General features: G+C 67.3%; 7 protein-coding genes. 5 read left to right on the forward strand and 2 right to left on the reverse strand.

Features of this window, described 5'->3' with window-relative positions; all coding sequences use genetic code 11:
- The 3 genes from WKW79_RS20525 to WKW79_RS20535 form a co-directional block, all read left to right on the forward strand.
- On the forward strand, window positions 1-649 hold a 649-nt coding region (locus WKW79_RS20525), incomplete at its 5' end, for an alkyl sulfatase C-terminal domain-containing protein (protein ID WP_340337051.1).
- Between the two features lie 792 nt (window positions 650-1441).
- Window positions 1442-3358 (forward strand): alkyl/aryl-sulfatase, encoded by a 1917-nt coding sequence (locus tag WKW79_RS20530; RefSeq protein WP_340337052.1) that lies wholly within the window; start codon window positions 1442-1444, stop codon window positions 3356-3358.
- Between the two features lie 13 nt (window positions 3359-3371).
- Entirely contained in the window at window positions 3372-4277 is a 906-nt protein-coding gene (locus tag WKW79_RS20535) for an NAD(P)-dependent oxidoreductase (RefSeq protein ID WP_340337053.1), read from the forward strand.
- Between the two features lie 112 nt (window positions 4278-4389).
- Here WKW79_RS20535 and aspT read toward each other — a convergent pair whose 3' ends face one another.
- Entirely contained in the window at window positions 4390-6090 is a 1701-nt protein-coding gene (aspT, locus tag WKW79_RS20540; RefSeq protein WP_340337054.1) for an aspartate-alanine antiporter, read from the reverse strand.
- Window positions 6091-6485: 395 nt separating this feature from the next.
- Between aspT and WKW79_RS20545 the strand changes: the two genes are divergently transcribed.
- Together WKW79_RS20545 and WKW79_RS20550 are read left to right on the forward strand one after the other, a co-directional pair.
- A complete protein-coding gene (locus tag WKW79_RS20545; RefSeq protein WP_340337055.1) occupies window positions 6486-12431 on the forward strand; it encodes an autotransporter outer membrane beta-barrel domain-containing protein in 5946 nt (1981 codons plus the stop codon).
- A gap of 61 nt (window positions 12432-12492) precedes the next feature.
- On the forward strand, window positions 12493-13602 hold the full coding sequence (locus WKW79_RS20550) for a BamA/TamA family outer membrane protein (RefSeq protein WP_340337056.1): 1110 nt from the start codon (window positions 12493-12495) through the stop codon (window positions 13600-13602).
- A gap of 42 nt (window positions 13603-13644) precedes the next feature.
- Here the strand turns inward: WKW79_RS20550 and WKW79_RS20555 are convergent, their stop codons facing one another.
- Window positions 13645-15111 carry an aldehyde dehydrogenase family protein gene (locus WKW79_RS20555; protein ID WP_340337057.1) on the reverse strand — a complete coding sequence of 489 codons (1467 nt, stop codon included), beginning with the start codon at window positions 15109-15111 and terminating at the stop codon, window positions 13645-13647.
- Window positions 15112-15175: the final 64 nt, after the last annotated feature.

Here is a 15175-nt window from a genome sequence, read left to right on the forward strand (position 1 = left end):
GGCCGACCTGGGCAAGCGCTATGTCGCGGCCATGGGCGGCGAGGACAAGGCGCTGGAAGTGGCGCGCAAGGCCTTCGACGACGGCGACTATCGCTGGAGCGCCGAGGTCACCAGCCGCGTCGTTTTCGCCAACCCGAACAACACGGCAGCCCGCTTGCTCGAGGCCGATGCCTTCGAGCAGATGGGCTACCAGGCCGAAGCGGCCACCTGGCGCAACGCCTACCTGGTCGGTGCGCGCGAGTTGCGCCAGGGCGTGATCAAGCCGCCGGTCAATACGCAGGGCCCGGACGTGGTGCGGGGCATGGACAATGAACTGCTGTTCGACTTCATCGCACTGCGGCTCAACCACGAGAAGACCGACGGCATGAAGGCCAGCATCCAGATGGAGTTCACCGACCTCAAGGAAACCTGGGCGCTGGAGCTGTCGAACTCGGTGCTCAACAACACCAAGGGCCGTGTGCTGAAGAACCCGGACGTCAAGCTCACGCTGACGCGCCCGGCCTTCCTGGCGATGCTGTTGCAGGGCAAGAAGCTGCCGGAGTTGGTGGATGCGAAGATGGTGACGGTCGAAGGTGACCCGAAGGTGCTGGCCAGCGTGTTCGCCAACGTGGAGACCTTCGACCCCTACTTCAACATCGTCACGCCTTGACGGGTGACTGGACCATCACGGCCTGCGCGGCATCACCAGCTGTCAGGCCGTCTGTTGCGAGGAGTTGAAATCATGCTTGCGTACACCACCGGTCGGACCTTGAAAAAAACGCGGCATGCCAGCTGGCGGCCGTTCGCCCTGGCGGCGACCCTGGCATTGACGGGCTGCATGAGTTCCGTGCCCGCTGTGCCCGACCAGCCTCCCCCAAGTTTGGGCGGGCAGCGTGACGCACAAGGCTGCCTGCCATCGGCAGGCTTTCGCTGGTGCGCGCGCGAGGGCACTTGTCAGCGGCCTTGGGAATTGGCTCAACGGAAAGGCTTCTCCGTCGAAGGCTTCGATGCCTTCTGTAGCGGGGCAACGACAGGCGTCCCCTTGCCGAAATGATATTCAGCGGGCAGTGCCTGCCTGCGACTGGACTGCCCCCGTAGAGAGGCCCTGTCCTTGCGCCGCAGGGAGCTCATTGGGCTGCGCACGACAGCCGGGTCCCCTGGCCTGGGAGCAGGGCCACGAATTGCCCCAAGGTGCAATTACTTTACAAACCTTCGAAACCTACGATGGGTTGACCGCGCGCGCTTCAGCGCTCCCGCGCCACTCCCGCGAGCCATGGCCGTCGCTGACGCGCGCGCAGATCAAGCTTGCAGGCGCATGTCGATCCTTCGATCGTGCTCACGCGCACCGCAATGGACTTTGCTGGTTCTTCTCATCAAGGAGTCTTGTTCACATGACGACACGAACGTTGTATCGCACACCCGGAGCCTGTTGCCGATTGCCGTTTTTTCAGCACTGTTCGCCGTGAGCGCCGGTGCCCAGGAGCAGCCCAAGCCGGCCACCGATGCGACCAAGGCAGCCAACGCGAAGCTGATGCAGGAGCTTCCGTTCAACGACAAGACGTCTTTCGAGCTGGCCCACAAGGGCTTCGTCGCGCCGCTGCCGCAGAACGTGCTCACCGGCCCCCAGGGCAACGCCATCTGGGACCCGGCCAAGTACGGCTTCATCAAGGAAGACATGGCGGCGCCGGACACCGTCAACCCCAGCCTCTGGCGGCAGTCTCAGCTCATCAACATCTCCGGGCTGTTCAAGGTGACGGACGGCATCTATCAGATCCGCAACTACGACCTGTCGAACATGACGATCGTGGAAGGCAAGACGGGCATCACCGTGATGGATCCGCTGGTGTCTTCCGAGACCGCCAAGGCCGCGCTGGACCTGTACTTCCAGAACCGGCCGAAGAAGCCCGTGGTGGCCGTCATCTACACCCACAGCCATGTGGACCACTACGGCGGCGTGCGCGGCGTGGTCAACGAGGCCGACGTGAAGTCGGGCAAGGTCAAGATCTACGCGCCCACCGGTTTCATGGAAGCGGCCGTCGCCGAGAACATCATGGCGGGCACGGCCATGAGCCGCCGCGCGAGCTACATGTACGGCAACCTGCTGCCGCCCAGCCCGACCGGACAGATCGGCGCGGGCCTTGGCACCACCACTTCTGCGGGCACGGTGACGCTGATCCCGCCCACCGACCTGATCGGCAAGACCGGCGAAACGCGCACCATCGACGGGCTCACCTACGTGTTCCTGTACGCCCCGGGCAGCGAGGCGCCGGCCGAGTTCCTCTTCTACATCAAGGAGAAGAAGGCGCTCAACGCAGCCGAGGACTCGGCCCACACGTTGCACAACACCTACTCGCTGCGCGGCGCCAAGATCCGCGAGCCGCTGCCGTGGTCCAAGTACCTCAACCAGGCCATGAGCCTGTGGGGCAATGACGTGCAGGTGATGTACGGCATGCACCACTGGCCGGTGTTCGGCAACAAGGAGGTCAACCAGCACCTGGCACAACAGCGCGACATGTACCGCTACATCAACGACGAGACGCTGCGCCTGGCCAACAAGGGCCTGACCATGACGGAGATCGCCGAGCAGTTCAAGATGCCCAAGGCGATCGCCACCAACTTCTCCAACCGCGGCTACTACGGCTCGGTCAACCACAACGTGAAGGCCACGTATGTGCTGTACCTGGGCTGGTTCATCGGCAACCCCGCCACCCTGAACGAACTGCCGCCTGAGGAAACCGGCAAGCGCTACGTCGACATGATGGGCGGCGCGGACAACCTCATGAAGAAGGCGAAGGAGTACTACGACAAGGGCGACTACCGCTTCGTGGCACAGGTGGTGAACAACCTGGTCTTCGCCGATCCCAACAACCAGGCGGCCAAGAACCTGCAGGCCGATGCGCTGGAGCAGATGGGCTACCAGGCTGAAAGCGGGCCGTGGCGCAACTTCTACCTGACCGGCGCCAAGGAACTGCGCGAGGGCATCAAGAAGGGGCCGACGCCTGACACCGCCAGCGCGGACACGGTGCGCGCCATGGACCTGGACCTGTTCTTCGACTACCTGGGCATGCGCCTCGACACCGAGAAGGCCGAGGGCAAGAAGATCGGCATCAACCTCGACTTCACGGACCTGAAGAAGAAGTACGCGCTGGAAATGGAGAACGGCGTGCTCAACCACACCGAGGGCCGCGTGCTGAAGAATGCGGACACGACCTTGACCCTCTCGCGCGACACGATCAACAAGATCATGCTCAAGCAGACGACGCTCAAGGACGCCGTGAGCTCGGGTGCGATCAAGGTGCAGGGCAACGAAGGCAAGCTCGAGGAACTCATGTCGTACCTGGACACCTTCGACTTCTGGTTCCCCATCGTGACGCCCTGAGCGCGGCCGGCGAATGGCTGCGCGGGAAAGACCGGCCTTTCGTGTCGCCGTCATCGGCGTCGGCATGATGGGCGCGGCCATCGCGCAGCGCTTCATCGATTGCGGCCACCAGCTGAGCCTGCACACGCGCAGCCCCGACAAGCTGCGCCCGCTGGTCGACCAGGGCGCCCGCGCCGCTGCCTCGGCGGCCGATGCGGCGCGTGACTGCGACTACGTCATCACCTGTGTGAACTCGGCCGACATCGTTCGCAGCGTGGTGTTCGGCGAGGGCGGCGTGGCCGAGGCCATCGCGCCGCCTGCCGTGCTGATCGACATGTCATCGATCGACCCGGCTTCCACGCGCCAGCTTGCAAAGGAACTGCGCGAGCGCTGCCAGGTGGCGTGGGTCGATGCGCCGCTCTCGGGCGGCGCGGCCAAGGCATCGAAGGGCCAGCTGACCGTCATGGCGGGCGGTGATGCAGACGCGGTGACCCGCGCCCATGCGCTGATGCAGGACCTCTGCGCCAACTACACCCACATGGGGCCGAGCGGCGCCGGCCAGACCACCAAGCTCGTCAACCAGGTGCTGTGCGCGCTGGGCTTCCAGGCCATGGCCGAAGCCGTGCGCCTGGCCGAGATGGGCGGAGTCGATGCCGGTGCGCTGGCCGCGGCCCTGCGCGGCGGCCGGGCCGACAGCAACATCCTCCAGGAGTTCGCCCCGCAGATGGCCGCGCGCACCCATCCGCCGACCGGCGCCCTCAGCCTCGTGCTGAAGGACCTGGACGGCGTGCAAGGGCTTGCACGCTCGGTCGGCCTGGCATTGCCGCTGACCACGACGGCCCGGCAGGTCTACGCTTCGCTGGTCGACGCGGGATTGGGTACGGCGCAGGTGGCGGAACTGATGCGGCAGTTCGACGACGGCGCACACGCTCCGAACTGACGGCGCCGTCCGCGTCTGTTCGTGGGCACCCGCGGAACCGGCTTTGCCGGGCCGCTGGGTGCGCCCCCTCGAAGGGGGTAGCGCCGCAGGCGCTTCGGGGGTGGGCTCTATTTCAGGCAATCAGAGCGACGATCACCGTTCCCCATAGCGCCAGCAGCACATTGCCGACCGCGTAGGCCACGCCATAGCCCAGGGTGGGCACCGCGCTCTTCGCCGCTTCCTGCACCGCCGCCAGCGCCGGCGTTGCGGTCGAAGCACCTGCGCACACCCCCAGCATCACGCCCGGATGCATCCGCATGAACTTGTGTCCGATGAACACGCCCACCAGCATGGGAATGCCCACGGTCAGCGCACCGGCCAGCAGGAGCGAGAGTCCGCTCGTCTGCAGCCCCTTGACGAAATCGGGTCCGGCGTTCAGCCCGACGATGGCCACGAATCCGGTGAGCCCGATGGACTCGAACACCCACAGCGTCGGTCCCGGGATGCGCCCGAAAACCCCCGGCTGGACCGATCGCAACCACCCGCACACCAGGCCGCCCAGCAACACTCCCACGCTGAGCGACAAGCCGATTTCGACGCCGCCCACGATGAGCGCCGGCACGCCCACCAGCGCACCGGCCACGATGCCCAGCGACACCAGCACCATGTCGGTCGCATTGGTCGCGCGATCGGCCGCACCGAGCGTGGCGACGGCGGCTTCCACGTTGCGCGACGCACCGACCAGCGTCACCACGTCGCCGCGGTTGAGGACGGTGTCGGGCGTGTTCAGCAGCGGCGTGCCGGAGCGCGTGATGCGCCGCACGAAGACGCCACGCGCCGCTTCTTCATGGGCCAGGTCGCCCAGCCGGCGGCCGTCGATGGCCTTGGAGGTGATCACCACATCGAGCGATTCGGTCACCACGTCCAGCAGTTCGCGATCGTCGACTTCGCGCACGCCCGAGCCCGGACCTTCCATCCGTTCGACCAGCAAGGTGCGCCGGCCGCTCGCGCTGACGGCATCCCCGGCACGCAGCACCGTCCGGGGCTCGGCGTCCATCACCCTGCCGTCGCGCCGGATGCGCTCGAAGAACAGGCGCTGGCCTTCCATGGCGTTTTCCAGTTCGTGGAGCGTCGCGCCCACCAGCGGCGAGCCCTCCTCGATCAGGTAGGCGCGCAACTCGAACTCCCGCCGCCCGGACTGGCCGTCGGATTCCCCGCCGCGCATCTTGTCTTCGAGTTCCCGGCAGGCCGCAGGCAAGTCCACGCCGATGAGCTTGGGCGCCAGCTGGCTCAGGATCCACGCCGCACCCACGACGCCGACCAGGTAGGTGACCGCGAAGGCCACCGGAATCTGGTTGGTCAGCGCCTGCCGCTCGGCCTCCGACAAGGCCAGCCGCGAGATGGCGTCGCTCGCCGTGCCGATGGTGGCCGACTCCGTCAGCGACCCGGCCACCACGCCGGCCGCCGTGCCGGCCTGATAGCCGAAGAGCTTGCTCACGATGAAGGCCACCACCAGGCCGGTGGTCGCGACGATGCCGGCCAGCAGGGCCTGCTGGAGGCCGTCACTGCGCAGGCCCCGGAAGAATTGCGGTCCGGTCCGAAAGCCGATGGAGAACAGGAAGAGCAGGAAGAAGCACTGCTTGACCTCGCCGGAGATCTTCAGCCCCAGTTGCCCCACCAGCACGCCTGCCAGCAGGGTCCCGGTGACCGCTCCCAGCGTGAAGCTGCCGACCTTGAGCTTGCCCAGCAGATAGCCCAAACCCAGGACCAGGAAGAAGGTGACTTCCGGATGGTGTTGAAGAACGTGCAGGAACCACTCATACGCTGCGCTCATTCAGAACTCCAGGCTGGCAGAGATCGGAGCGCCGAGTGGACCACAGTTTCAGGATTCACGGCTGTCCAGGCCGGCAAGCGCAGGGGGTTCGTTGCCTCGTTGCCCCAAGGTGCAATTTCCGCACAAGCGTCCCAAACCTAATATGGGTCCGCAACATGGCGCGCTGCGTTTCATCAGGCCTTGGCGCGCATTGCAGTGGCCTGCCTTTGCTTCGGATCTGGCCCCCACGAATGCATGGATTTCGCTGCCTCGTTCCATTCCGAGATTCCCTTTGATGACGACAACGAGAGTCGCCTTGCGGGATTCGCCACGGCACCAGTGGCGGAACTGATGCGGCCCTTCGACAACGCTCCGCGCGTTGCGCATTGACGGCCCGCCTGCGTTGGGACGACCACATGATCCTTTCGCAGCATTCGAACCGGCGCTGGCAGTTGTCGCATCCCATGTGGACGCGCTATCGCCCGCTGGCGATGGTCGTCGGATGCGCCGCCCTGTCCTGGTCGCCGGCGAGCCTGGCGCAGACCGCCACCTGGATCAGCCCGACCGCGTACGGCAGCTGGTTCGATCCAACCAACTGGAGCACCGGCGTGGTCCCGGTGGCGCCGACACAGGCCCGCGTGACCAGCTTCTACAGCGTCGTCGTCGACCAGCCCGGCGCCGCCGCGGCGGCGGTGAACCTTGAAGACTTCAGCGCCCTGTTCTTCCAGGGCACCGGCAGCGCGGGCTCGATGACGATCAACCTGCTCGACCGCGTGGCCGGCAACGGGACCAGCCTGTACTTCCGTGACACCGCAACGGCGGCGCAATCGACCATTCACCTGAGCGGCACGGGTGGCACCCAGTTCAACGACGTCAGCTCCAATTTCGAAGGCAACTCGACGGCAGGCAGCGCCACGATCACGACAGCCAACAGCGCACAGGTCGGCTTCTACGATGCCAGCACTGCCGGCGCCGCGACGATCACCAACAACAGCGGCGGCATGACGGGATTCGTGGGGGCCTCATCGGCCGGCTCAGCCACGATCACCAACAACGCGGGCGGCGTCACGGCCTTCTGGCAGGACGCCACGGGTGACGGCGCGACCCTCGTCAACAACGCGGGCGGTGTCCTGGACATTGCATTGAAGGATGCCGCCTATGGTGGCAATGGCGTTGTCGGCGTGGGATCGGTTTCGGGGGCGGGGAACATCTTTCTGGGGTCCTCATCGCTCACGCTGGGCGCGTTGGGCAAGGCCGACACCATCAGCGGCGTCATCGCCGACGGGTTCTCGCCGCAGTTGCAGGCCTATCTCGCGGAAAACGGCCTGGATCCACCGCCGCTGTCGGGCGGCTCCCTCATCAAGACCGGGACCGGAACGCTCACGCTGACAGGCGCGAACACCTACACGGGCGGCACCACGATCGCCGCGGGCACCCTGCAAGTGGGAAGCGGCGGCACCACCGGAAGCCTGGTCGGCAACATCGTCGACAACGCCGCCCTGGTCTTCAATCGCAGCGACGCGCTGAGCTTCGGCGGTGTCATCAGCGGCACCGGCTCGGTGACGAAGAACGGCGCGGGAACGCTGACCCTCACGGCCACCAACACCTACACCGGCGCAACGATCATCAACCAGGGCGTGCTGGCCTTCAGCAATCCCGGCAACCTGGGGACGCTCGGCAACCCGATCGTGTTCAATGGCGGGACGTTGCGTTACCTGGCGGCGTCCAGTTTCATCGGGCGGTCGGTGAGCCTGCTGGCCGGTAGCGGCACCGTCGACACCAACGGCTTCTCCGTCGAGTACCGGGGCGTGGCCAGCGGTGCCGGCAGCATGACCAAGATCGGGGCCGGCACGCTTTCGCTGACGGGCACCAACACCTACACCGGTGGCACGATCATCAATGGCGGCACGCTGCAGGTGGGCCTGGGTGGCACCAGCGGGAGCCTCGCGGGCAACATCGCGAACAACGCGGCGCTGGTCTTCAACCGCAGCAACGCCCTCACGTACTCAGGCGTCATCAGTGGCACCGGCACGCTGACCCAGTCGGGCACCGGCACGACGACGCTCACAGGCGCCAACACCTTGACGGGCCCGACGACCGTCAGCGCCGGTACGCTGCGGGTGAACGGTTCGCTCGCCAGTGCAACGACCACCGTGCAGAACGCCGCAACGCTCGGCGGCAGCGGCAGCATCGCGGGCTCTGTGACGGTGCAGAACGGCGGCCACCTCGCTCCCGGCAACAGCCTCGGCACGCTGAGCATCGGCGGCGACCTGTCGCTGTCGGCCGGGTCGGTGCTCGACTACGAACTGGGCCAGGCCAATGTGCCGGGCGGGCCGCTCAACGACTTGACGGTGGTGGGCGGCAACCTGCTGCTCGATGGCACGTTGAACGTCACGCCCTCGGCCGGCGGCAGCTTCGGAGCGGGCGTGTATCGATTGATCAACTACGGCGGTGCGCTGAACAACCAGGGGCTGGTGCTGGGCGCGATGCCGGCCGGCGGTCCCTTCCTGGTCCAGACCTCGGTGGCGAACCAGGTGAACCTGGTCAACACGCAAGGCCTGGCGTTGAACTACTGGGACGGCAACAACAGCGCCCTCTACAACAACGCGGCCGTCAATGGGGGAACGGGCGCGTGGCTCGCGACACCCGCGAACGATGCATGGACCGACAGCAGCGGCACGACGAACGCGCCATGGCAGCCGAACGGCTTCGCGGTCTTCCAGGGCACGCCGGGCACTGTCACGGTGGACGACAGTGCGGGCGCGGTGACCTTCAGCGGCGCGCAGTTCGCAGTGGACGGGTACACGGTCACCGGCCAGCCACTGACGACGACCACGACCGACACGGTCATCCGCGTGGGTGACGGCACGGCCGCGGGCGCCGCGATGACGGCCACGATCGGCGCCGTGATCCAGGGCAGCGGCGGCCTCGACAAGACCGATCTCGGCACGCTCGTTCTCACCGCCAGCAACACGTACACGGGGAACACGATCATCGACGGCGGGACCTTGAGCGTGCGCGGCGGCGCCATTGGTTCGCCGGCTGCAAACGTCACCGTCGGCAACTCGGGCAATGGCACATTGCGCATCGAGAACGGCGGACAGGTCAGCGGTGTGACGAGCGTGATCGGGGCCAATGCCGGTTCGCAAGGTGCGGTGACAGTAACGGGCAACGACTCCGCGTGGACCACCAGCAGCGGCCTCACCATCGGCGCCTTCGGTGCGGGCTCGCTCAGGGTCGAGAACGGCGGTGTCGTGCAAAGCGGGTTTGCGCTCGGCGCATCGGAGGGCAGCGGCAGCGCCAACATCCAGGTGAGCGGCACCGGCTCGCGCTGGACGACCAGCGGGTTCCTGAGCCTGCTGTCCGGCACCAGCACGATGGCCATCGACCAGGCGGGCCAGCTTCGCGGCGGCAGCGTCGTGATCGGGGAGAACGCGGGCGCGCAAGCCACGGCCACGGTCAGCGGCGCAGGCTCGACCCTGGTGAGCGACTCGACCTTCGAGGTTGCGCGTGCCGGCACCGGTTCGCTGACGGTCTCGGGCGGCGCCAGCGTGACCAGCGCGCAGGGCTTTGTCGGGCGCGTGGCGGGCGGCGTGGGCAATGCCGTTGTCACGGGCGCAGGGTCAAGCTGGATCAACACGGGGCCGGACCTGACCGTCGGCAACGGCGGGACCGGCACCTTGACGATCAGCGACGGGGCCACGGTCAGCGCGCCTGCGACCTATGTGGGTTTCTTTGCGGGCTCGGTGGGCACGTTGAACATCGGCGGCGCGACCGGCAGTGCGCCTGCGGATCCGGGCCGGCTCGACACGTCCACCGTGGCGCTGGGCGACGGCGCGGCCACGGTCAACTTCAACCACACGTCGTCCGCGTACGAGTTCACACCGCAGATCACGGGCACCGGCACCGTCAACGCGCTGGCCGGCACGTCGATCCTGCTGGCCGACAACAGCTACGCCGGTGCGACGACCATTGCAGCACCCGCCACGCTGCAACTGGGCAACGGCGGCACCACGGGCAGCGTCACCAGCGATGTGGCGGACGACGGCACGCTGGTGTTCAACCGCTCCGACGCGATCACCTACAGCGGCCTGATCTCCGGCAGCGGCAGGGTTGTGCAGCAAGGCGCGGGCACGCTGACGCTCGCCCCTTCTGCGGTGGGCGGCAACACCTATGCGGGTGGCACGCTGATTCAACAAGGCGTGCTGGCCATGCCGGCGGACAACGTCCTCGGCGCGCCGACGGGCGGCGTGACCTTCAACGGCGGCACGCTGCAATGGCTCGGCAGTTTCGAGTTGTCTGCAACGCGGCCGGTGTCGATCGAGGCCGGCGGGGCCACCCTGGACACGAAAGGCTTCGAAGCCATCATCGAGCAAGGCATCACGGGTGCCGGCGCCATGACCAAGGCAGGTACGGGTACCTTGATCCTCCAGGGCGCGAGCACCTACGCCGGCGGCACGACGGTGAGCGCGGGCACGCTGGTGGTCGGCGACTCGACCAGCCCCGGCGCCGCACTGGGCGGGGGCAGGACGGTCCTGGTCAACACTGGCGCCACGCTGGGCGGCTATGGCACCGTGACCGGCGACGTGACGAACAACGGCACGCTGAAGGTGGCCGACGCGATCGCGGGTGCGACCGTAGCACCACTTGCCATCAACGCGTCCGCCAAGCCCGGCGCGCCCACGCTCGCCAAGCCGGCGGTGCTGGCCGGAGGCAACGGCACCTTCACGATCAACGGCACGTTGCAGAACGCGGGACTGGCGCAGATCGGCGCGGTCAACGGAGCACCCGGCAATGCGCTCATCGTCAACAGCTACGTCGGCGCGCCTGGCAGCCGTGTGGCACTCAACACCTTCCTGGGCGCCGACAACTCGCCGTCCGACCGGCTGGTCATCAACGGCGGCAGTGCAAGCGGCGCATCGACATTGCAGATCACCAACGCGGGCGGGGGCGGCGCGCTCACGACGGGTGATGGCATCGCGGTCGTGGTGGCGGCCAATGGGGCGACGACAACGAGTTCGGCGTTTGCATTGGGCGGGCGGCTGGCGGCAGGGGCCTACGAGTACCTGCTGTTCAGGGGCGGGGCGGCCAATGGCGAGAGCTGGTACTTGCGAAACACATTGCCGCCGACGTTCGACCCACCGCCACCACCGCCTCCTCCCCCGCCACCCGTACCGCCTGCACCACCTGCGCCACCCTCACCCTCGCCGGCCCCAACGCCCGCGGAACCGCCTACCCCGACCTCACCCGCTACGCCTGCGCCGCCTTCTCCCGCCGGCGAGGCGCCGGCCCCGGCACCCGCTCCATCCACCGGCCCGGCGCCCTCCGTCGCGCCCACCGTTCTCTTGCCCAACTACCGTGTCGAAGTCCCGCTCGACATGAGCGCCCCGCTGCTGGCGAATCGCCTCGGCATCGCCATGCTCGGCACCTACCACGACCGGGCCGGCGAAGACAGCGTCATCGCGTCGGGCGAAGGCCCCCGCCGCATGGGCACCTGGGGCCGCGTGTTCGGCGCCAGCGGCGATGTCCGTAATGGCAGCGGCAGCAGCAATTCCGCTCGGTACAACGACTTCTCGCGCAACGGCCCGACCCATGAGGACAACGAGGCGGGCATGCAGGCCGGCATCGACCTGCTGCGCCGCGCCGATGCAGAAGGCCAGGGCGATGTCGCAGGCGTCTTCATCGCGATGGGCCACATCGACAGCAACGTCGATGCGATCTACGGCGGCAAGGCCGGCAGCGCATCGATGTACGGCTACTCGCTCGGCGGCTACTGGACGCGCAAGGGCGCATCGGGCTGGTACGTCGATGGCGTGCTGCAAGGCACCCGCTACGACAGCGTCAGGACGCAGTCGATCTACGGGCAGACGTTGAACACCGACGGCTGGGGCGTGGCGGCCTCGCTCGAGGCGGGCTACCCCTTCGCGCTGGCGCCGGGCTGGGCGCTCGAGCCGCAGGGCCAGCTCATCTACCAGTGGACCCGGCTCGACGACGGCGCCGACGGCGTGGCCCGCATTTCCTTCCACGACACCAGCACCTTCTACGGCCGCATCGGCGCGCGGCTGATGCGCAGCATCGCGCAGGGCGGCGACGGGCACGCGCTCACGGCCTGGGCACGCCTGAACATCTGGCATGCCTTCGATTCCAACGCCACCACCACCTTCAGCAACATGCAGGGCTTCAACCCGGTTGCGCTCAGTGCGCCGATCGGCGCATCGACATGGGCGCAGGTCGGTGTCGGCCTGTCGGGGTACATTGCGCGCGACCTGAGCGCCTTCGGTTCGGTGGACTACAACCGCTCGCTCGGAAACGGCGACAGCCACGGATGGAGCGGGCGCGTAGGCGTCCGGCTGCGGTGGTAGTGAGCACGCCGTTCCGCCCTGTGGCGTTGACTCGCGCGGGGCTTGCCAGGAGGATGACCGCATGACGACCACCTGCCGCCACGTCCTCTGCATCGGCGCCCTGGCAGCTTTCGCCTTCATCCACTTCCCCGCCAATGCACAGAGCGACAGCAGCGCGCCGCCGTCCTCTTCCGAACCGGACGATGGCCTCATGGCCCGGCAGGCGCGCTCGCCGTGGCTGCTGGTGCCACTGGTCAGCAGCGGGCCCAAGCTGGGCACTTCGCTGGGCTTGATGGGCGGCTACATCCACCGCTTTGATGACCAGTCGCCGGCCTCGCTGGTGGCGGTGCAGGGCAAGTGGTCGAACACCGATTCGAGCACCGTGGGCCTCGGCGGCAAGCTGTACTTCAACCAGGACCGCGACCGCGCGGTCTTCGGCATCGTCGGCGGCAAGGTGACCAACGACTACCTCGACTTCCTGGGCACGGGCCAGCAGGTGCGAACCAACGAGACGCTGCGCGGCTACTTCCTGCGCTACCAGCATGCGATGTATCCGCACCTCTATGTCGGGGTGCAGGCCGTCCGCAACAACTACGGCGTGGATGGCATCGACCCCACTTCCGACCAGATCCTCGACCAGGCCGGGCTCACCGGCGTGGACGCCGGCGGCGTGGGCATCGCGATCACCTGGGACTCTCGCGACAACCAGAACAATCCCACCGCCGGCACGCTGGCGCAACTCAACAACATCGCGTATCGGGATCGATTCGGCGGCGACGTGAGCTACGACGTCTACAACCTCGACTGGCGCTACTACCTCAGCACCAGCGAGAACAACGTGCTGGCCTTTCACGGCGGCGGCCGCTGGACGCACGATGCACCCGCATCGCGCGAGAGCACCGTGGAATTGCGCGGCTACACGCGCGGCCAGTACCTGGGCAAGAACCAGCTCTTCTTCGAAGCCGAGAACCGCTACACCTTCCTGCCGCGCGTGGGCGCCAAGGTCTTTGCGGGCGTGACCTGTCTTTATGGCAATGGCAAGTCCTGCGGCGGCGACCAGGTCTATCCCATGGCGGGCGCGGGCTTGTTCTACGTCCTCAAGCCGAAGGAGAACATGCTGGTGAGCGTGGAGTACGCGCAGGGCAAGGGCGACAACCACGGCTTCTACATCCGCTTTGGGAACAGCTTCTGAGCACCGAACGGATCGCCCGATGGTCGGGCGATCCGCGCGTCGTCACATCACGACGGTGACGACCTTCTCTTCCAGGAAGCCATCGAGCGCGCTCTGCGACAGGTCCCGGCCGATGCCGCTATCGCCACGACCACCCCAAGGCAGACGCGCATCGAGCGGGCTCCAGCCGTTGACTGCCACCGCCCCCACACGCAGGCGCCCGGCGATCTGGTGGGCCTTCGCGATGTTCTGCGTCCACAGCGAAGCCGACAGCCCATAGACCGTGTCGTTGGCCATCGCGATGGCTTGCTCTTCGGTGTCGAAGGGCATGATGGTGCCGACCGGGCCGAACACCTCGTCGCGTGCGATACACATCGATGGGTCCACATCCGCGAAGATGGTCGGACGCACGAAGAAGCCGTTCTCCGGCAGCGCCTCGTCACCGGCCACCATGCGCGCGCCCTGGCGCACCGCGTTGTCGATGTGGGCCTTCACGCGGGCCTGGTGCTTCGCGCTGATCAGCGCGCCCATCTGCGTCGTCGCTTCGAAGGGGCAGCCGAGCTGGATCGAACGCGCCGCGCCGCCGATGGCGCCAACGAACTCTTCATAGCGCGAGCGATGCACCAGCACGCGCGTGCCGGCCGCGCAAGTCTGGCCCTGGTCGACGAACAGGCCCATCGCCACGCCGCCGATGGCCTGCCCGATGTCCGCGTCTTCCAGCACGATCTGCGGCGCCTTACCGCCGAGTTCCAGCGTGAGGCGCTTGAACTTCGGACCGGCTTCGCGCGCGATGCTGCGGCCGACCTCGGTGCTGCCGGTGAAGCTGACCTTGTCCACGCCGGGATGATTGACCAGCTCGCTGCCGACGCTCGCGCCGATGCCGTGCACCAGGTTGACCACGCCATCCGGAAAGCCCGCCTCATGCGCCAGTTCGACCAGCGCGGCGACCGCCAACGGTGCATCTTCGGAAGGCTTGAGCACCACGGTACAGCCTGCCGCCAAGGCGGGCGCGAGCTTCCAGCAGGCGATCATCAGCGGCGCGTTCCACGGCACGATCAATGCCGCCACGCCGACGGCTTCGCGCACGGTGTAGTTGAGCGTCGGGCGGCCCATGAAGCCGCCGGTCGGGATCTGGCGGCCTTCGAGCTTGTCGGCCCAGCCGGCGAAGTAGCGCAGCGTGTCGATCGACACCGGCAGGTCGAGCATGCGCATTTCCATGAGCGGCCGGCCCTGCTCGCGGGCCAGCACTTCGACCATCTTTTCCGCATCGCGTTCGAGCAGGTCAGCCAACTTGTTCAGCAATCTGCCGCGTTGCGCGCCGGGCATCTTGCTCCACGCGCCGCCATCGAACTGTGCGCGTGCGGCGGCGACCGCGGCATCGACGTCTTGCGTGGTGCCGGCCGCGACGCGGGCGAGCACCTGGCCGCTGGCGGGCTCGAACTTGTCGAAGCGGGCACCGTCGGAGGCGTCACGCTTCTGGCCGGCGATGAAGTGCCGGGTGGAATAGGGAGTGGGGGCAATTGCGGACACGAAATCTCCTGGCTTGGATTGAGCATTGAACGGGGCCGATGGATGCCCGGCCCCTGTGTGCCCA

Source organism: Variovorax robiniae, assembly GCF_037889955.1.
Classification (GTDB): Bacteria; Pseudomonadota; Gammaproteobacteria; order Burkholderiales; family Burkholderiaceae_C; genus Variovorax; species Variovorax robiniae.